Origin of the sequence: Nocardia sp. NPDC050799, assembly GCF_040654015.1 — a bacterium.
In the GTDB taxonomy this organism is placed as follows: Bacteria; Actinomycetota; Actinomycetes; order Mycobacteriales; family Mycobacteriaceae; genus Nocardia.
In genome coordinates this window covers 57647-76435 of the sequence record NZ_JBFAHF010000001.1, presented here as the reverse complement: position 1 = coordinate 76435, position 18789 = coordinate 57647, and the positions used below count along the sequence as shown (strand labels likewise).

The window sequence follows — 18789 nt, the reverse complement described above, 5'->3', positions numbered from 1 at the left end:
TCGTGCATCATCACCATTTAAATGCACAAATTGTTCCGATCATGCATTATCCGTGCAAGGTCGTGCATCCCGGCGAAAGAGTCCGGCGCGCTGTTCTCCGGCGCCGACGGCAGCCCGCCACGGCCGGGCCCCTGGTGCTGGTGGCGTGCGCGATGACCGCGCCGGCGCGTTCCTCGCCCGGAATCGCGGGCAAACCCGATCCGGCATGCCGAGCGGGCACCGCTACCGGCTCAGTCGACGTGCAGGTCGAACGGGTCGGCGGCCGACTCCCCCGCGATATGGCCGGCGATCGCGAGGTAGCCGTTCCGGATGTGCACCTCGGTCAGAGCGGCGGCCTGCTCGTGATCGCCGGCGCGCACCGCATCCACGATCGCCTGGTGCTCGCGCTGTGACTCCTCCAGCCGCGCCTTCGTGCTCAGCATGAGATCCCACGGGAACGACCGCCACATCGCCGCGATCTCGTCGCACAACGCGGGCAGACCACACCGCTCGTAGAAATAGAAGTGGAACTGCCGGTTGAGCTCGCGCACCGATACCGAATCACCCTGGACCGCATGGTCTCTCATTCGCACGATCAGGTTCTCGGCGGCGGCGATATCGCGCGGGGCCATCCGGTCCACCGCTCGCTTCATGGCATAGCTCTCGGCGAGCCGGCGCACAACGTAGCTGCCCTTGACCCGTTCCAGATCCACGCCCGCCACCCGCACCCCGCGGTGCGGCTCGGCCACCAGCAGCCCCTCGGCCTCCAGCAAGCGCATCGCCTCCCGCACCGGGGTGATCGAGGCATGGAATCGCCGCGCCAGATCGTCCTGAGGAAGCTTTTCCCCGCGACTCAACGCGCCCGTCAGAATCATCCGACGTAACTCGTCGACGATCTGATCCCGCTTGGTCGGCTGAGCAGTCGGCATCCCGTCGAATCATCCTCTCGCTGCGACTCCCGAGAACTATCGCACAGCGCCATCGCGATCGGCGGCCCCGAAGAGCAGCAGAGGCACGGCGGCCCGCTCAGAGACCGGCGCTCGCCTCGGCCAGCACTCCGGCGAGCAGGGCGTAGTCGACATCGTGCCCCTCGGGGATATCGGCGACCTTGCGTTCACCGTTGCCCATCGACCTGAGTACTCCCTTGACCGCCTCGATCCCGGAGGCGTTGAACACCATGAACGACACCTTGCTCTTCGCCACGTGGATCACCGCGGCGTGGCTACCGTTCTTCGAGAAGTGCGGTTTGCCGTACTGGATCTGCTCTTCGACGGCGGGGATCGTCGTGTGGATCATGCCGCGCAACTGCCGGCACACGTCGGCCTGCCAGGGCTGCAACTCGTCGATGTATCGGGTGACTTCGTCGTTCATGGTTTCCTCCGTGAGTTTCGATGGGGGCGGTCTGCGAAGATCATCACATATCTGATAGTTAGATGTCTAACTATCAAATCTCGAATAGAATGGAGACATGAGTGAGCACACCCCCGAACCCGACTCCATCGACGCCGTGGTGGCCGCGTGGGCTCGGGAACGCCCGGATCTCGAACTGACCGCGATCGGCATCGTCGGCCGCCTCGGCCGGGCGGCCCTTCTCCTCCGCCCCGCCCAGGAGCGGGTATTCACCGAGTTCGGACTCCAGCCGGGCGAATTCGATGTCCTCGCGACCCTGCGCCGGGCGGGCGAGCCGTACACCCTCATCCCCTCACAGCTCTCGGCCGCGCTGTTGCTCACGCGAGCGGGGATGACCAACCGGATCGACCGGCTGGTGGCCTCCGGCCTCGTCGAACGCACACTCGACCCCAACGACCGACGCAGTTTCCACATCCGGTTGACCGAGAAGGGCTACACCACGGTGGACGAGGCGATGACCGCGCACACCGCCAACGTCACGCGACTACTTTCCGCACTCCCCGACACCGGGCAAGCCGCACTCGAAGACCTCCTGCGAACTCTGCTGCACACGCTGGAAGCTCCGGACGACCGGGTCACCGAGTAGCCGATCGGTGGTCCGCGCGCCGACCCAGGGGGTGGCCGGCCTGCGGGCAGAGCGCCCCCGGCCTCTACCAGTGCCCCGGCGTGCCGCGGGTTCGACATACTCGCCGACCGGCCCGGCGGGCCTCCGGGGCGCCGCGCCCGGTGCTACCCGACGACGGATCGGTGCGGCACGGTCTCGGCGCCGAGGGCCGAAATCGGCCGCGCCGCCGCTCGGCGACCGGTCGGTACCGGGCTCGGGACTGCCGCACCTTTTCGCAGGTGAACGCGCCTTTCGTTCAATGCGGTCCTGTCTCGGAATGTCGTGATAGCTTGCTCACCGAAGCGATCTGTTCCAGCTGCGAATCAGCAATTGCGGCGAACTATTCCCCCCTCCTGGAGGTTGAGATCGTGACTCGTCCCTTTGTTCGTTTTTTGGGTGTGCTCGGTGGTATGGCATGCGCCCTGCTGGTGGCGACACCGGCCACCGCCGCACCCATCTACCCGGCTCCGGATCCCGATCGGTTCTATGCCGCCCCTGCCGATCTGGCGGCGCACCGGCCGGGCGACGTGCTCGACGTGCGGGTCCTGCCGCCGGTGGCCGTCTTCCCCGGCGCCACGGTCCGGCTGGTCAAGTTCCGTTCCACCGATTCGCGGGGCGCACCGATCGCGGCGACCACCACGATCGCCACTCCCGCGGGACATCAACCCGGCGCGCCGCTGCTGTCGTATCAACATTTCATCAATTCGCTCGGCACCGACTGCGCGGTATCGCACCGGCTCTACGGCGCCGACCTGAACCTGTCGGTGATCATGCCGGCGTTGGGCGCGATGTTGGCGCGAGGCTGGAGCGTGGCGCTGCCGGATCATCTCGGACCGGAGTTCGCCCTCGGAGCCGGGCGCCTGGGCGGCCAGATCACATTGGACGGCGTCCGGGCGGTGCAGCGGATGCCCGAACTCGGCGTCGCGAACAGCCCGGCGGTATTGGCCGGCTACTCCGGTGGCGGGCTCGCCACGGCGTGGGCGGCGGCGCTGCAACCGTCCTACGCACCCGAGCTACGGCTCGCGGGCGCGGCCATCGGCGGAGCCCCGATGAACCTGGTCTCGATGGCGGAGGGGCTGGGCTACAACCCGCACCCGGCCTTCGGGCTGGCGATGGCGGCGGCCATCGGCCTCGAGCGGGAATACCCCGACCGGGTACACGTGAGCGGGAATCTCAATCCCCGTGGTCTCGCCATGCGTGACGCAATGGCCAACCTCTGCACCAATGACATCCTCGCCCTCGGGGCCGGTGGCAGCGCACACGAGTTCGCTACGGGGCCCGCTGTCTTCGAGCAGCCCGATGCCTGGGCCGTGGTGCGGGAGAACAGCGTGGAACTCTACGATCCTGTTCCACAGATACCGATATTCGAATGGCATTCGCCGACCGACCCGCTGGTGCCGATCAACGCCATCGACAACACCAACCGCCGGTGGTGTGCGGCCGGGGTGCGATTGCAGACGTTGCTGGTCCCCTCGTTCGAGCATCTGTCCGCGGCGGCGGCCGGCGCGCCCGCCATGGTGGCGTGGCTCGAGGGCCGGGTGCGCGGCGAACCCGCGCCCGTCGCCTGCTGACGAAACATCTGTGTACGGCCCGAGTCGCCCGCAGTCGATCGGCGGATCGCTGCGGGCGACTCAGTGCCGGCCTTCACGCCGTGTCGTGGGCCCGGACCGGATATCACCGGCGCGGACAACCTGGTGGGGCGGTGCCTCGACCACACCCCGCGATGTAACGGCCGAGTTGGCCGATCGGTAGCCCCGGTCACTTTTTCCCAGGCCCTTGACGCACCACAGGGACGCTTCGAGACTTGGAAGTGCCACACGACACTCGCGAGTGCCACCGGAGCATTTCGAAACTACGAGTTTTCGAAGGTGAGCCCGATGTCGAACGAAACCCGCGAAACCCGGCTCGAACATCGCATCGCGGAGTTGTATCGCACCGACGAGCAGTTCACCGCTGCCCGGCCCGACCCGGCGGTCACCGCGAGAGCCGGGAAACCGGATCTACGCCCCGTCGAGGTCGCGCGGACCGTGATGGAAGGCTACGCGCACCGGCCCGCGCTCGGCCGGCGCGCGATCGAATACGTCACCGACGAGCGGACCGGGCGCACCACGGCGAAACTGCGGCCCGAATTCGAAACCGTCACCTATCGCGAGGTGTGGGACCGAGCCGGCGCCATCGCCGCCGCATTGGCGGACGCCGTGCGCCCCGGCGATCGCGTCTGCATGCTGGGGTTCACCAGTGTCGACTACACCGTGGTCGATGTGGCGCTGACCCGGATGTCCGCGGTGGCCGTCCCCCTGCCGACCAGTTCGGCCGCGTCCCGGTTGCTGCCCATAGTCGCCGAAACCGAGCCGGTGGTGATCGCGGCGAGTATCGGCCGGCTCGCGGATGCCGTAGAACTCGCGCTGACCGGCCACACCCCGGCCCGGCTGATCGTTTTCGACTACCACGCGCGCGACGACGACGAAAGCGCGACCTTGGCGGCGGCGCGGGCACGGCTGGCGCAGGCAGGCATCGCGGTGGTCGCGGAGACCCTGGCCGAAGTCGTCGCCCGCGGGTCGACGCTGCCGCCTGTGCCGACGCCGGAGGCCGCCGAGGTGGATCCGCTGGCACTGCTGATCTACACCTCCGGAAGCACCGGCGCACCCAAGGGCGCCATGCTCACCGAGCGCCTGGTGGCCGACCACTGGCGGGCCGCGAGCAGTGAGAAATGGGGCCAGCGCGGGACCGAACCGGCGATAGGGCTCGCCTTCATGCCGATGAGCCACATCATGGGGCGCGCCATCCTCTACATGACGCTGGGCCGCGGCGGCACCGTCTTCTTCGCCGCCACGAGCGACCTGTCGACCCTGCTGGACGATCTGGCCCTGGTCCGGCCCACCCAGCTCTCCTTCGTGCCCCGGATCTGGGAGATGCTCTTTCACCGCTTCCAGGGCGAAGTGGCTCGTCGCGGCGGCGACGGAGCCGACCACACGACACTCGAAGCCGAGGTGGCGGCGGATCTGCGCCGGAATCTGCTCGGCGGCCGGTATCTCGCGGCGACGACGGGTTCGGCGCCGATCTCGGCCGAGATGCGGGCGTGGGTCGAGTCCTTCCTCGACCTGCATGTGGTGGACGGCTACGGTGCCACCGAAACCGGGAGTATCGCCGTCGACGGCCGGGTGCGCCGACCGCCGGTATCCCACTACGAACTCGTGGATGTCCCGGAGTTGGGCTACTTCCGCACAGACCGCCCGTACCCTCGGGGGGAGTTGGTGGTTCGCTCGGACACGCTGGCCCGCGGGTACTACAAGCGTCCCGACGTGACCGCCGAAGTGTTCGACGCCGACGGCGCCTACCACACCGGAGATATTTTCGCCGAGTTCGGCCCCGATCAACTCGTGTACCTCGATCGCCGCAGCTTCGTACTGAAGCTTTCGCAGGGTGAGTTCGTGACGGTGTCGAAGGTGGAGGCCGTGTTCGCCGAGAGCCCGCTGGTCCGCCAGATCTATGTCTACGGCAACAGCACGCGGTCCTACCTTCTGGCGGTGGTGGTACCGACGGCTGCCGCGCGGGAACGAGCCGGGGGCGACAGCCGCGCGCTGAAACAGTTGATCAGCGAATCCTTACAGCAGGTCGCGAAATCGGCCGGCTTGCAGTCCTATGAGATACCGCGTGACTTCCTCCTCGAATACCAGCGGTTCACACCGGAGAACGGCCTGCTCACCGGTATCCGCAAACTGGCCAGGCCCGCCCTCAAGGAGCACTACGGCCCGCGATTGGAGCAGCTGTACACCGAGCTGGCAGCAGCCGAAGCCGAGGAGCTACGCACCGTGCGCCACGGCGCCGGCGACCGGCCGACAGTGGAGACGGTCGTCCGCGCGGCCGCGGCCCTGCTGGGCGCCGCTACCGGCGAGGTAGGCCCAGACGCGCATTTCACCGACCTGGGCGGCGATTCGCTGTCGGCACTCACCTTCGGACAGCTGTTGCGAGAGATCTTCGCGGTCGAGGTCCCGGTGGGTTTCCTCATCGGCCCCACCGCCGACCTCCGGGCGGTGGCCCACTACATCGACGAACAACGAGCCGGCGCCCGGCGTCCCACCTTCGCCGCGGTGCACGGTGCGGGAGCGACCGAGGTGCACGCCGGTGATCTGACACTCGACAAGTTCCTCGACGAACGCACGCTCGCACAGGCACCCCACCTGCCGGGTCCGAGCGCGACAGTACGGACCGTCCTGCTGACCGGCGCGACCGGCTTCCTCGGGCGGTACCTGGCGCTGGAATGGCTGGAACGGATGGCGCACGCCGGCGGAACACTGATCTGCCTGGTCCGCGCCACGGACGATACCGCGGCTCGGTCCCGGCTCGACGAAACCTTCGACTCCGGCGACCCGGGGCTCACCGCCCGCTACCGGGAGCTGGCCGCCGGCCATCTCGAGGTGATCGTGGGTGACAAGGGCCGCGCCGATCTCGGGCTGGACCACGACACCTGGCAGCGGCTGGCCGATACCGTCGACGTGATCGTCGATCCCGCCGCGCTCGTCAATCACCTCCTGCCCTACACCGAATTGTTCGGCCCCAATGTCGTGGGTACCGCCGAACTGATCCGCCTCGCGCTCACCACGAAGCAGAAGCCCTACACCTACACCTCGACCATCGCGGTGGGCGATCAGGTCGACCCCGCGGATTTCACCGAGGATGCCGATATCCGCGTGACCAGCCCGCACCGCAGCATCGACGACCGGTACGCCAACGGCTACGGGAACAGCAAATGGGCGGGCGAGGTGCTGCTGCGGGAGGCCGCCGACCTGTGCGGTCTGCCGGTGGCGGTATTCCGCTGCGATATGATCCTCGCCGATACCGGGTACGCGGGCCAGCTCAATGTCCCCGATATGTTCACCCGGTTGATGCTGAGTCTGGAGGCCACGGGTACGGCCCCCCGCTCCTTCTACGAACTCGATCCGGACGGCCGGCCGCAGCGCGCCCACTACGACGGGCTTCCGGTCGGTTTCATCGCCGAGGCGATCGTCTCGCTCGGCGCCCGCGCGGGGACCGGGTTCCGCACCTACCACGTGATGAACCCGTACGACGATGGGATCTCGCTGGACACCTACGTCGACTGGCTGATCGAGGCCGGCCATCCCATCCAGCGGATACCCGATTACGACAGCTGGTTGCGGCGGTTCGAGACCGCGGTACGCGCTTTGCCGGAACGGCAGCGGCGGTACTCGCTGCTACCGCTGCTGGACAGCTACCGGAAACCGCAGCGAGCGGTCCGCGGTTCGATCGCGCCCACCGAACGGTTCCGCGCGGCGGTGCGGCACGCGGAAATCGGCTCCGACCGGGATATTCCGCACGTGACCCCGGAGATCATCGTCAAGTACACCACCGACCTGCACTTACTGGGTCTGCTGTAACCGTGCTCCGCTGCGCTCTCGGGCTCGGTGCACCGCCGGTCGTCGCCGGCGCCGCACCGAATCGGGCGTGGTCATTCGCCCGGCTCCTCATCGTGGATCCGGAACTCGGGCGAGGTACCGCTGATGGGGACGCGGTCGCTGCCGGACTTCACCGCGTCGCCGAAATATCGAATCCGGTAGCTGCCGGGTGTTGCGTCGGCCGGGCTGTGCCAGGTGATGGTGACCCGCGAGCTCGAGGCGGCGCCACGCGACCAGCTGAAGGTGGTCGTCCAGTCGCCGTCGTCGGCGACCAGTCGCCAGCGCTCCCCGTCGCGCCGCTGCACCATGAGATAAGTGCTGCCGCGATGTAGGTCATGGTTGGGGTACGCGCCGGCGAATTCGACGCTCACCTGCTCCCCCGCGCGATAGGCCGGCGCGGGCTCGCTGAGCACGTCGCCGAAGTCGTGCCCCACCGGCGGGAAGTCCACGGGCGGGGTTGCCTTCGCGGGCCGCTGCACCTCCGACAGATCGGGTGCCTCGGTACCGGACGGTACCGGGCTGCCGTCGTGCATTGCGGTCGCGAGCTGCGCCGCGATCTGCTGCAGGGCCGGCAACTCCCAGCGACCGAACAAAGTGCTCGCGCCCTCGTAGTGCTGCGCGTCGTACTCCTCAGGGGTGGTGACGTAGTGGATATAGGCGTTGCTGTATCCGGCGACCAGGACGTTGGCCGGTTCGGCGCCGAGGATGGCCGCCACCGTGCGCCGCAACCGCAGTCCGGCGGCGATGGTCACCTCGCCCGGGATACCGATCAGATACAGCTCGCCGATCTGGAGGAGTTGGACCGGAACGATCTCCTGCACATAGGGCCCGAGCCGATTGAGCAGCCCACCCGGAGCCACGATCGCCTTGGGCGCCTGCGCATCCCGCAGCGACGGTGCGAACCGGTATGCCAACCGCGACAGCAGATCCCAGCCCGGATTGCGTCCTTCGCGAAAGGTCTTCCAGTGGGTGGGCCCGTCGTATCCCGCGCCGGCGAAGGCGGCCGCACCACCGGCGGGCCGCCCGGTGCGGTGCTCGCGCTCATCTCCGGTGAATTCCGCGGAGACGGTTACCGCGGACAGATCGACGTGCACGACGCGGTGATCGATGCTGCCGGCCATGCGCGGCACGTATCCCGCGGCGAGTTTCGCCGCGGCCTCGTACTGGCGCAGACCGAGGGTCCGGGTGTTCTCGAACTCGGTGCCGGCGTCACCGGGCCTACCGTCCAGATTGGGCGACATATCACCGGCGTTGGTCTGCGCGAAGGCCGCGACGAAGTCGGGATCCGGGTCCGCAAGATAGTTCACACCCTCGACCACATGCTCCCAGTGGTAGGCCGCGTACCCCTTGTTGTCGCCGCTGATCAGCGTGTTCCGGTTGCTCATCGAGGTGCCGTGCGTGGCGAACCAGTTGATGGCGCCGACCGGTTCGCCCTCGCGATCAATGCGCAGCAGGGTCGTCTGCGGATCGATGGCATCGGGGAAGAATTCCTTCTCCTCCTCCGGGTTCCGGTCGAATGCCGCACGCGAGCGATTGACGCTGGCCTCGCGCAGCTCGCCGTGTACCAGGCGCAGGGTCGCCGGGGCGAGATCCTCGTGTGCTCGTTCGACCGCTTCGATGATGCCGTCGACGATCGCCGCAAAGGTTTTAGGACGGAACCCGGCCGAGCCGTTGTACAACCGGTGGTGCGAATAGCCGCCGGGTCCGCAGTGGGTGTGGGTCGCGGTGAGCATCACGTTGGACTGGTTGTAGGTGTCGCCGAAGCGCTGGGCCAGCCGGCGCAGCACCTCCTGAGTGATGCTGGAGAAGATCAACGGCAGATCGTTCACGATCAACAGCACCCGCCGGTCGACGAGCGGGTCCACGAAGACGAAGGCGCGGGAGCGCAGACGAAGGTGGATTCCGGTGGTCTTCTGGTCGGCCTTGCCGTAGCCGAGCATGCCGGCCTCGGCCGGTTCTCCGGTGATGTCGGCAATGGCGCGCCCGACCAGATGGCGGTCGGTCGCATAGTTCGTTTCCGGCATCGACCTCTTCTGTCCTCGTGGATTCGGCCCGCGGCAGCGGTTCGGGTTCATTACACAGACAAACTAGCAAGGACGAAGTCGGGATCCGTATTGCGCGATCGGCGGTTTCGCGGTCACCGTCATCGGGAAGGACCCGGGCGACCGGGGCACATACGCTACGGTTCCCGGCACCATCGACCCATTCGTTCGCCTCTCCGTGAAAGACCATGCACGATGACCGCTTCTGCCCACCCACCGCGGCACCGGCCCGAGCCGCCGCCGGAGCCTACGCCGAGCCGGGTATCCGGCCTCGTTCTCGAGATCGGGGTGGGGCTGCGCGCTCGGGAATCGGAGATCGCCGCGGGGATGACTCGACGGATACTCCACGCGATCGACTACACCCGGGCCGATCCACGGCTTTCGGATCTGCGGACCGCCAGCATCCAGGCCAATGTGACCACCATGGTCGAGATCCTGGCCAACAATATCCCGGTCGATCACCTGCAACCGCCGATGGCAGCTGTCGAATACGCGCGGCGGATGGCGCAGCGCGATATCCCGTCCAATTTCCTGGTGCGGGCCTACCACATGGGCCAGAACACCATGATGCGCATCTGCTACGACGAGGTCGCACAGCGGAGCCTGCCGACAGCGCTGGGACTGGCCGTACTCCAACGCCTCACCGAGAGCGTCTACGCCTACACCGACTGGATCATCGAGTACGTCTCCGCGACCTACGAGACCGAACGCATGCGGTGGGCCAACGCCCGCGGCACCGTGCACTCCTCCACGGTGCACACACTGCTGTCGACGCGCACACCGGATCCGGCAGCGTTCGAGGCCGAGACCGGTTACGGTCTCGACCGGACACACCTGGCGGCGATCCTGTGGTCCACGGGCAGCGACGAGGTCGCCACCATGGCCCTGCTGGATTCCGGCGCCCGGGCGATGACACACGCATTGCAGGCCGACGGCCCGCCACTGGTGACGGCCATCGACCGGCGGACGATGTGGGCGTGGTTCCCGTTCGGCCGACGGCCCGCCGTCGACGGGTTGCGGTTGGAGGCCGACCTCCCCGCGCAGGTACGGCTGGCGGTCGGACTGCCCGGCCGGGGGTGCGACGGTTTCCGCCGCTCCCACCAACAGGCCGCCGCCGCCTATTTCGTCGCCACCCTGCCGGGGACACCGCCCGGCCGCCGGTCGATCGGGTTCGGCGACCCGGGCGTGGCGGTGGTATCGCTGCTGGCCAAAGACCTCGACGCGACCAGGGAGTGGGTGCGTGAGGTGCTCGGCACCCTCGCCGACGACACCGAGCAGGCAGCAACACTACGAGACACCCTGAGCACCTTCTACGAAACCGGCGAAAGCCACCTGCACACCGCACAGCAGATGACCCTGCACCGCAATACCGTCAAATACCGCATCACCAAGGCGGTCGACGCCACCCGGAACAGTGGGGCCGGTCACGAGAAGCTGGATATCGCACTGGCTCTTCGTATCTGCCGCTTCCTGGGTCGGAGTGTGCTGCGCCCGTCCTCCTGACGCTGTCGGGTGGGGGCCGAAGGTGCTCGACGGTCGCACTCTCTGTACGGCCCACCACCATCGCATTCGGGTGTACCCCTGCTCCAACCGAAACCTGGCGGGGCCACACCACCGGGTGTCACGGGCCGCGACGATCCGGTACCGCCCGGATGAGCGGAACCCGCCTCGGCGCCGACACCGGGCGCGGGCGTCGTTGCGGCCGGACGGACGCGCACGAGGGGCGTCATCGAGTCGAGTGTGTTGTGCGGGGGGGACAAAGACACGCCACCGAATGTGCACGCTTGACAAACTTTCCTATATGCGAGGCGGTTTCATTGTTCTCGATAAATCGTCTCAGTAGAGTCCTCCGGGTCTGCAACGACACGTTGTACGGCGCCGGTGGGCATCGTGGCCGCCGGGCCGGTCGGCTATCTGCGAAATGCCGTAGGAGGGATTGCGCCGGTGCGGGAATCGACCGGTTGATTACGTCCACGCACTTGTGCGCATTTCAAGAATATTCGCTGGAGTTTTTTGTGGAGGAGATAGGGTCGGCGGGTCATCGCCTTTCAGCGCGGTCTCGAAACGGCGTCGCGCGGGATGCTGTGGTGCGGTGGTCGGTACCGGGGCACGCGGATCGCCGGCACCCCGTCGACTCCGTCACCGGTGCACGGCACGGCCTCCGCACCGCGTTGGCAGCGACGGTCTCGAAACGCGGGAGAGCTCCCGGGTCCGGCCGCGAGCTCCGGCGCCGGCCAGCGGCATTCACGGGCGAGCGAGGACAACAGTGACAGATCGATCGGCGACAGTTGAACGCCCGATCGTCCGGATCCTCGCCGGGGTCGCCGGCCGCAGCCTCGCGATGATGGTGGGAATGGCCATCGGGTCGGTGGATGCCCTGACCGCCCGGCGAGCCCAGTACATCGGGCAATCCGATCCAGCCCTGCAACCGGTCGTCGTGGGCGTCAGTGGTGGCGCGCTCGCGGCGACCGCGATAGCGCTGGGCATGACACGTGACCGCGCCCGGAGGATCGCGATCGATCACCCCGAGCACGAAATCCTCGGCGCGAGAAGTCTCCGCGGGCTGATGACACGGCGAGCCCTTTACCCGCAGGCACGAATTCGCGAACTCGCCCACGCCTTCGCCGGAGATCGCACCTTTGCCGACTTCGCCCTCGGGCCACCGGGTTCCGAACCGCACCGCGCGGACTCGTCGCTGCTGGTCCCCGTTTACGCGGCCGGCCACGGCACCCTGCTGCTACCACGGGATCTGCCGAAGCTGGGCCTGGTCGATCTGCCTGTCGCGGACGCAGTCGTCGCCGCCACCCGGATACCCGGGGCCCTGCCCGCGGCCGCCGGACTCGACGACGTCTTCGACGGCGGCTGCCAGTACCGGGTCCCGCACGATATCTTCGCGCAACACCCCGCCCTCGTTCTGGACCTCTACGGACCAGAACCGTACGACAGCCGGGGCGGACTGATCTTTCCGCTGCTCCACCCGTCGCTACCCACCATTGCGCACCGCCCGCGACCGTTCCGCGACCAGGCCCTCCGCGCGTCGACCATCTTCGCCCAACAGCGCTACGGTGCGGCGCTCAGTGCACCGACACGAACCTCCGAGGAGCTGTTCGACACCGGCTACGACATCGCCACTACCTGGATTCGGACCCGGACCGAAGAGCAACTCCGGCACGTCGTCGATGCGCGGGTTCTCCGACCACCGGGGGAAGCCCCGCGGCCGGTCGACCGCGCGGAGCGCACCACCCCGCGTTGCCCATGAATTACACGACCGAAGCCCCCGCCGTATGAGAGCCGGCCTTCACCGACGCCGACGACTGCCTGCTCTCCTCGGACCAGTGCGTAATCCGGGCGCAGCACTACTTCGTCAAAGGTCTCATCGAAATTCCGGTCATCGGTAGCGACGAGGTGTTCTCCTGGGCTGTCTGGGTCTCGCTCAGCAGCGATAACTTCTCCCGCGCGGCGGACCTGTGGGACACCGTCGGCCGGGAAACGGAGAAGCCCTACTTCGGCTGGCTCACCACCGATCTCTCGGTCTACTCGCCCACGACTCTCAACCTGAAGACCCGAGTTCACACCCGCCCGGTCGGCGAGCGCCCCTTCGTCGAGCTCGAACCCACCGACCACCCCCTCGCCATCGAACAACGCACCGGAATCACCCGAGACCGGGTACGCGAGATCGCCGAAACACTGTTGCACGCCACGCGCAACAGCAACCAGCCATGAAAGCCGCCGCGCACATACCGCCGACCCCTCGAACACCGAAGGCCTGAGCTGCCGGGCCCGGTACTTCGTCGAAACCCGCGGGCCGCGTGTTCCGCGCCGGTTTTCAGGCCGGTGCCGCAGATGGCGAAAGTAGTGACGCGTTCACCCGCTTTGCGGGTCGGCCGGCAGCGAAGGATGGACCGCTTCGTGGGCTCCCGGTCCGCTGCGCGTGGTTCAGGTACGGACTTGGTCGTGGTCGGCGACGAAGGTGAGGAAACGCGGAAGTATCTGTTCCGGATTCGCCCACAGCAGATCGTGTCCCACTCCGGGATAGATCTCGGTTTCGGCCGACGGTATGTGTGCGCGGGCGCGGGCCGCGCCCCGTTCGGGGTCGCTGACGACCGTTTCGGCGCCGAAGAGCACCAGGGCCGGGGCGGTGATCGCGGCGAGTTCTTCGTCGGTGAAGGGGCGGTCCCACGGCATCGCTGCCCGGAATCTCCGGATCGCGGTGGCGAGTTCGAATTCCTCATCGGTCATCTCGTAGCCCGGCATCAGCCACCGGTTGAACTTGCGCATCCGCTCGGGCGTCGGCCGCGCCCCCGCCATGACGAACTTGAACAGCAGTCCCGGGCGCGGCTTGGCAAAGGTCGCAGCGCTCGGCTCGAACATGGTCAGGCTCGCCAGACGATCGCAGCGGTGCGTCGCGATCGCGCCGACCAGCCAGGCTCCCAGGGAGTTTCCGGCCAGATGGACGCGTTCGACGCCGAGCCCGTCGAGCACGTCGACCATCCACTGCGCGATATCGCCGGTGCCGCGCAGTGGTGCGGTCTGCACGCAGTGCCCGGCCCAGCCGATAACGTCCGGCGTGTACACGACCCGATCGCGCGCCAGGTCCTCGACGAACCGGAACCACACCTGGCCGTTTCCCCCGATACCCGGCAGCAGCACGATCGGTGCCCCGTCCCCGTCACCGGACTTGCGGACCCGCGTGGTCCCGAAAGCTGTCTCGACATCGATATTCGCCGACGGCACCGGCCACTTCGCGGCCACGGCGTCGTAGGCGCGCAGGAAGGCGGCTTTCGCTTCCTCGCTGGTGAATCGCCCGATCTTCGGCATGGTCTCCCCTCTCCACATTTTTGATATGAACATACCACATAAATGTTATGGGTATACCATCAAAAGTGTTAGGACAACCGACCCGGAGGGAAGGCGAGTACTCGTGCCACGATTGGTCGACCACGGAGCGCGCCGGCGCGAAATCACCGATGCGGTCCGCCGCGTGATCGTGTCCGGCGGCCTGGCCGCGGTCACTTTCCAGACAGTCGCCGCCGAAGCCGGCATCTCCGTCCGGCTGGTGCAGTACTACTTCGGCACCAAAAAGGAATTCCTTCTGGCAACCCACCAGTCGGTGATGCACGACGCCGGCACCCGCTTCGCCCAGCGAATGTCGACCCACTCCGGCGACACCTCACCCCGCCAGATCCTCCGCATGGTGCTGGTCGAGCTGCTCCCCCTGGACGAACAACGCCGACAGGAGGCCATCGTCCTGGGCGCCTTCAACACCGCGGCCATCGCCGGACAAGGCATCACCACCGACGAAACGCTGACAGCACCTCGCGCACTGGCCGCCGTCCTCGCCGACCAACTCGGCCGGGCCGGACGCGCCGACGAGACTCCCGGGCGCACCGAGCTGGACGCCGAGCTCATCCTCGCGGCCGGCGCAGGAATCGCTCAGGGAATGCTGCCCGGCCACTACACCGCACAGACCGCGGTCGACCTCGTGGACCGCCTCCTCGATCTCACCCTCGCGACCACCCCGGATACCGAACTCAATGGCTCGGCGCGGGAAACTACCTGACCCGTGCGCGCTCGATGTTCATCGATCGATCTCGGGTCGGGCGGGGCACCGATGTCACCCGGGCACAGGGCGGCCAGTGGGTCAGTCGTCGAGAATCTCGACCTGATTCTTGTAGAAGGCGACGTAGTTCTCGATCTCGGCTGCTTTGGTCTTGGGTTCGGGGTAATACCAGGCTGCGTCGGTCAGTGGCTCGGCGTTGCCGACGGCCACGGTGTAGTAGCCGGCCCGGCCCTTCCACGGACAGAACGTATGCGTGTCGGTGGGCTCGAAGAACTCCTTCCGTATCGAGCCCGGCGGGAAGTAATGATTACCTTCGACGATGACGGTGTCGTCGCTGGACGCGATGACGACGCCGTTCACGACTGCCTTTGTCATCCCTCGATTCTGCCTCAGCACCCCACGGCAGCCGGATCGCGCGGGTCGCGATGAGGAGGGCCACCACCTGGCACAGTTCCCGGACCGCGGCGCCGGGGCCGGCGACTCCCTGGGCGAATACCGCCCGCCGAGTTCGATCCGCGCCCGGTCGACTTCGGCCTGCAACGGATCTTCGGAGGGATCATCGGCCTCCGGCGGTGGCGGCTCCACACAGTTACCGGGCGCCCCTCCCTCATTCGGGTTCCTCGAACCTCCTCGGAACCGCCCATAGAGCCGAAGACCGACGATTACCGGCGGGTCCGGTCGACGAGTTGGTTCATCCGGTTCGGGTTACGGGTGGGCGTGTCTCGGCGTCACGGCCGGGAGGCGGCCGATCTCCCGGCCGATGCGGGTCAGCAATTGCCGGGTCAGATCGGGGTCACCGGCGGTATCCCGGTCGGTGTAGTCGCCGAGGGAGTAGATGGTCGTGAACCCTGCCGCGCCCCATCGGTCCGGGGACAGCGTGTTCCGGCCGGCGACCGCGACGACCGGAACGGGGTGGGCGCGACGGGCCAGTACCGCGGGCAGTTTGCCGTTCGCGGTCTGCTCATCGATACTTCCCTCCCCGGTGACGACCAGGTCGACATGGGGCAGGCGCCGGTCGAACTCGAGCAAGTCGAGGAAATACTCGGCGCCTGACACGATCGTGCCGCCGAGCAGTAACGCGGCGAAGCCGATTCCGCCCGCGCTGCCCGCTCCGGCCGCCTCCGCGAAGGCCATCGCGTCCGGGTAGCCACTGCGGGCGAACGCGCGGACGAGGTTGTTCAGTCCGGCGTCGAGAAATCGCACCTCGGCGTCGGTGGCGCCCTTCTGCGGTCCGTACACCGCCGCCGCGCCGTCCGGGCCGCGCAAGGGATTGGTGACATCACCGGCAACCACGATCTCGATCCCGGTCAGCCGCGCCGCCCGCGACGAGTCGACGGTATGGACGCGCCCCAGACTTCGTCCGCACGCTCGCAGTCGTATTCCCTGCGCGTCGGCGAAGGTGAAACCGAGCGCTGCGAGCAGGCCCATTCCGCCGTCGGTGCCGGCACTGCCACCGAGGGCGAGGACCACCCGGTGCGGCCGGAACCGCAACGCTTGCGCGATGGCCTGCCCCACACCGAGACTGCTCGCATCCAGTGGCAGTGTGCGGCCGTTCGGCAGGGTGGTGAGGCCGCAGGTATTGGCGACCTCCACCACGGCGGTACCGTCGCCGACGGCGATCCGCCCGTATCTCGGTGTTCCCGCCGCACCGGCCACCGTCACCGGATGCGGCGCGAAACCGGCCGCTACCGCGGCGTCGACGCTGCCGTCACCGCCGTCGGCAAGCGGCAATCTGTCACTGTCGATCCCCGCCGCCGCCAAGCCCTCCGCCAGCCGGTCGGCCACCTCGGCGGCGGAAAGGCTTCCTTTGAACTTGTCCGGGGCAACCAGAACCCTCACGCGGTCGCCTTCCTGTCGGTGAGTCGGCGGGGATCGAATATCAGTCCGCGTGCGCCACCGCGCCGAGCAGATCCCGGACCCGGTTGGCGACCGTGATGAATTCCGGCGTCTCCATCGTCGTGGCGTAATTCCGGTGCGCGGGCAGATCGACGTCGAGCAGTTCGATGATCCGGCCCGGCCGCGGGCTCATCACGACCACCCGGTTGGCGAGGTATACGGCCTCGGCCACCGAATGGGTGACCAGCAGTACCGTGGTGCCCGTTTCCCGCCAGATCCGATGCAGCTCGACGTTCATCCGCTCCCTGGTGAGCGCGTCCAGAGCGCCGAACGGCTCGTCCATCAGCAGCACTTCCGGTTCGTGCAGCAGGGCCCGGCACAGCGAAACCCGCTGCTGCATACCGCCGGAGAGTTCGTGCGGCAGGGCGTCCTCGAATCCGCTGAGCCCGGTCATCTCGATGAGACGCGCGCATTCGGCCGCGGCCGCCCGGTTGTTCATACCGCGCATCTCGGCCTGGAGCAGGATGTTCTTGCGTACGGTCCGCCATTCCAGCAGTGCGGCGCGCTGGAATACGTAGCCGATATTGCGCTGCGGCCCACGCACGGGGGCGCCGCCGAGTTCGACACTGCCCCCGCTCGGATCGGTGAGACCGGCGACGACTTTCAGCAGCGTCGATTTGCCGCAGCCGGACGGACCGACGATCGAGACGAATTCGCCCCGGCGGACCTGCAGGTCGACATCGTGCAGCGCGGTGACTTCGCCGCGTTTGGACGAGAACCGTACGGTCAGGTCGGCTACCGCGACCGCGGTATCGATGCCCGCGAGGGTTTCGGTGGGTGTGCTCATATCGTCACCTGCTCCGGTCACGGCTTACTGGTGGGGGTGAACTTCGCGTCCCAGTACTTGGCCGGGTCCTCGGCTTTGTCGAGGAGCTTCGCACTGCTGAGGACATCGATGGTGGCGCGCCAGTTCGCTTCGGAATTGGTTCCCGGCGCCTTACCGGCGGTTTCCGGGGTGCTGAGCAGCGGGATGGTCTGCTGCCACTGCTGGAGCAGTACCTGCCGCGGCGGCAGTTGCGGATCCTTACCTTCCATCGCGGCGACCGCGGCATCCGGATTCGCGACGGCGGCGGCGAAGGCCTCGCTCGTCGCGTCCACCATGGCCTGTACCAGCTCGGGCGAGGATTCGATGGTGGCCTCGTTCGCGATCAACCCGTTACTGAAGAAGTTCAGGCCCTGGTCCGAATACCGCAGATAGCGGACCTCCCTACCGCTCTTGTTCGCGATGGTGGGGCCCTGGTCGTGCGCGAATCCGATGAGCCCGTCGACGCGACCCGAGAGCATCGCCGACATCTTGCCCGCCGAGTCGAGGCTCTGCTGGGTCACCTGATCCGCCGGAACGCCCGCCTTGTCGAGATAGACCGGGAAAGTCGTGGTCGGCGCGTCACCCGCGGAGACGGCAATGGTCTTACCCGCCAGATCGGCCGGTGTCCGGATATTCGAATCGGCGAATACCTGCACTGCCGACGGCGTGGTCTGGAGGTAGACGCCGACGCTCTTGACCTTGACGCCCTTATCGATATTGCTGAGAACGGCGGGGGTATCGGCCCAGCCGAAGTCGGTCTGCTTCGAACCGGTGGCCTGCGCGGTTTTCGTCGAGCCCTGGCCGGCCGAAATCTGCAGATCGATGCCGTGCTTCGCGAAGATCCCTTCTTGCACCCCGTAGTAGAACGGGGCGTGTTCACCATAGGGGTACCAGTTGAGCATCAGCGATACCGCGGTGGTCTTCCCGTCGGTGCCGGGATCCTTCGCCTCGCTGCCGCCGCTTCCGCAGCCGGTCAATACCAGGACCGATGCCACCGCGGCGGCGCCGATCGTCGTGAGTGTGCGAATTCCGAATTTCATGCGAGGTTCTCCAGCTGTGGCGCGAATGCGGTGGTTCGG

The 18789-nt window shown here is 67.5% G+C and carries 15 protein-coding genes; 7 read left to right on the top strand and 8 right to left on the bottom strand.

Features of this window, described 5'->3' with window-relative positions; genetic code table 11:
• Positions 1-230 precede the first annotated feature (230 nt).
• The gene (locus tag AB0H42_RS00350; RefSeq protein ID WP_357047502.1) at positions 231-908 is read right to left on the bottom strand and encodes a GntR family transcriptional regulator; all 678 of its coding nucleotides are present in this window, start codon (positions 906-908) and stop codon (positions 231-233) included.
• 97 nt (positions 909-1005) lie between these two features.
• A complete protein-coding gene (locus AB0H42_RS00345; RefSeq protein ID WP_357047499.1) occupies positions 1006-1350 on the bottom strand; it encodes a DUF1801 domain-containing protein in 345 nt (114 codons plus the stop codon).
• A 97-nt stretch (positions 1351-1447) separates the two neighbouring features.
• Here AB0H42_RS00345 and AB0H42_RS00340 point away from each other — a divergent pair, with 97 nt between their 5' ends.
• The 3 genes from AB0H42_RS00340 (at position 1448) to car (ending at position 7389) form a co-directional block, all read left to right on the top strand.
• Positions 1448-1975, top strand: a complete 528-nt coding sequence (locus AB0H42_RS00340) for a MarR family transcriptional regulator (protein WP_357047496.1) — start codon at positions 1448-1450, stop codon at positions 1973-1975.
• A 428-nt stretch (positions 1976-2403) separates the two neighbouring features.
• Positions 2404-3564: a lipase family protein gene (locus AB0H42_RS00335; protein WP_357047493.1), complete on the top strand. Its 1161-nt coding sequence runs from the start codon at positions 2404-2406 to the stop codon at positions 3562-3564.
• 306 nt (positions 3565-3870) lie between these two features.
• A complete protein-coding gene (gene car, locus AB0H42_RS00330) occupies positions 3871-7389 on the top strand; it encodes a carboxylic acid reductase (protein WP_357047490.1) in 3519 nt (1172 codons plus the stop codon).
• Between the two features lie 71 nt (positions 7390-7460).
• On the opposite strand, the gene AB0H42_RS00325 is transcribed toward car, so the two are convergent.
• Positions 7461-9431 carry a neutral/alkaline ceramidase gene (locus AB0H42_RS00325; protein WP_357047487.1) on the bottom strand — a complete coding sequence of 657 codons (1971 nt, stop codon included), beginning with the start codon at positions 9429-9431 and terminating at the stop codon, positions 7461-7463.
• Positions 9432-9644: 213 nt separating this feature from the next.
• Here AB0H42_RS00325 and AB0H42_RS00320 point away from each other — a divergent pair, with 213 nt between their 5' ends.
• The 3 genes from AB0H42_RS00320 to AB0H42_RS00310 all read left to right on the top strand — a co-directional run bounded on the left by AB0H42_RS00320 (position 9645) and on the right by AB0H42_RS00310 (position 13172).
• Positions 9645-10952 (top strand): helix-turn-helix domain-containing protein, encoded by a 1308-nt coding sequence (locus AB0H42_RS00320; protein ID WP_357047484.1) that lies wholly within the window; start codon positions 9645-9647, stop codon positions 10950-10952.
• 763 nt (positions 10953-11715) lie between these two features.
• Positions 11716-12708 (top strand): patatin-like phospholipase family protein, encoded by a 993-nt coding sequence (locus AB0H42_RS00315; protein WP_357047481.1) that lies wholly within the window; start codon positions 11716-11718, stop codon positions 12706-12708.
• Positions 12709-12767: 59 nt separating this feature from the next.
• The gene (locus tag AB0H42_RS00310; RefSeq protein WP_357048605.1) at positions 12768-13172 is read left to right on the top strand and encodes a DUF2199 domain-containing protein; all 405 of its coding nucleotides are present in this window, start codon (positions 12768-12770) and stop codon (positions 13170-13172) included.
• Between the two features lie 213 nt (positions 13173-13385).
• Here the strand turns inward: AB0H42_RS00310 and AB0H42_RS00305 are convergent, their stop codons facing one another.
• Complete coding sequence (locus tag AB0H42_RS00305; RefSeq protein WP_357047478.1) at positions 13386-14267, bottom strand: alpha/beta fold hydrolase; 882 nt, start codon at positions 14265-14267, stop codon at positions 13386-13388.
• Positions 14268-14370: 103 nt separating this feature from the next.
• Here AB0H42_RS00305 and AB0H42_RS00300 point away from each other — a divergent pair, with 103 nt between their 5' ends.
• Positions 14371-15009: a TetR family transcriptional regulator gene (locus tag AB0H42_RS00300; RefSeq protein ID WP_357047475.1), complete on the top strand. Its 639-nt coding sequence runs from the start codon at positions 14371-14373 to the stop codon at positions 15007-15009.
• A gap of 81 nt (positions 15010-15090) precedes the next feature.
• Here the strand turns inward: AB0H42_RS00300 and AB0H42_RS00295 are convergent, their stop codons facing one another.
• The 4 genes from AB0H42_RS00295 to AB0H42_RS00280 all read right to left on the bottom strand — a co-directional run bounded on the left by AB0H42_RS00295 (position 15091) and on the right by AB0H42_RS00280 (position 18750).
• Entirely contained in the window at positions 15091-15384 is a 294-nt protein-coding gene (locus AB0H42_RS00295; RefSeq protein ID WP_357047473.1) for a DUF427 domain-containing protein, read from the bottom strand.
• A 330-nt stretch (positions 15385-15714) separates the two neighbouring features.
• Positions 15715-16848 (bottom strand): glycerate kinase, encoded by a 1134-nt coding sequence (locus tag AB0H42_RS00290; protein WP_357047470.1) that lies wholly within the window; start codon positions 16846-16848, stop codon positions 15715-15717.
• 40 nt (positions 16849-16888) lie between these two features.
• On the bottom strand, positions 16889-17692 hold the full coding sequence (locus AB0H42_RS00285; protein ID WP_357047467.1) for an ABC transporter ATP-binding protein: 804 nt from the start codon (positions 17690-17692) through the stop codon (positions 16889-16891).
• 17 nt (positions 17693-17709) lie between these two features.
• Positions 17710-18750: an ABC transporter substrate-binding protein gene (locus tag AB0H42_RS00280; protein WP_357047464.1), complete on the bottom strand. Its 1041-nt coding sequence runs from the start codon at positions 18748-18750 to the stop codon at positions 17710-17712.
• Positions 18751-18789: the final 39 nt, after the last annotated feature.

Coding starts and splice junctions, on each gene's coding strand:
- AB0H42_RS00295 (WP_357047473.1), bottom strand. CDS start 15,384: ATGACAAAGGCAGTCGTGAACGGCGTCGTCATCGCGTCCAGCGACGAC.
- AB0H42_RS00280 (WP_357047464.1), bottom strand. CDS start 18,750: ATGAAATTCGGAATTCGCACACTCACGACGATCGGCGCCGCCGCGGTG.
- AB0H42_RS00350 (WP_357047502.1), bottom strand. CDS start 908: ATGCCGACTGCTCAGCCGACCAAGCGGGATCAGATCGTCGACGAGTTA.
- car (WP_357047490.1), top strand. CDS start 3,871: ATGTCGAACGAAACCCGCGAAACCCGGCTCGAACATCGCATCGCGGAG.
- AB0H42_RS00320 (WP_357047484.1), top strand. CDS start 9,645: ATGACCGCTTCTGCCCACCCACCGCGGCACCGGCCCGAGCCGCCGCCG.
- AB0H42_RS00335 (WP_357047493.1), top strand. CDS start 2,404: ATGGCATGCGCCCTGCTGGTGGCGACACCGGCCACCGCCGCACCCATC.
- AB0H42_RS00305 (WP_357047478.1), bottom strand. CDS start 14,267: ATGCCGAAGATCGGGCGATTCACCAGCGAGGAAGCGAAAGCCGCCTTC.
- AB0H42_RS00345 (WP_357047499.1), bottom strand. CDS start 1,350: ATGAACGACGAAGTCACCCGATACATCGACGAGTTGCAGCCCTGGCAG.
- AB0H42_RS00325 (WP_357047487.1), bottom strand. CDS start 9,431: ATGCCGGAAACGAACTATGCGACCGACCGCCATCTGGTCGGGCGCGCC.
- AB0H42_RS00340 (WP_357047496.1), top strand. CDS start 1,448: ATGAGTGAGCACACCCCCGAACCCGACTCCATCGACGCCGTGGTGGCC.
- AB0H42_RS00285 (WP_357047467.1), bottom strand. CDS start 17,692: ATGAGCACACCCACCGAAACCCTCGCGGGCATCGATACCGCGGTCGCG.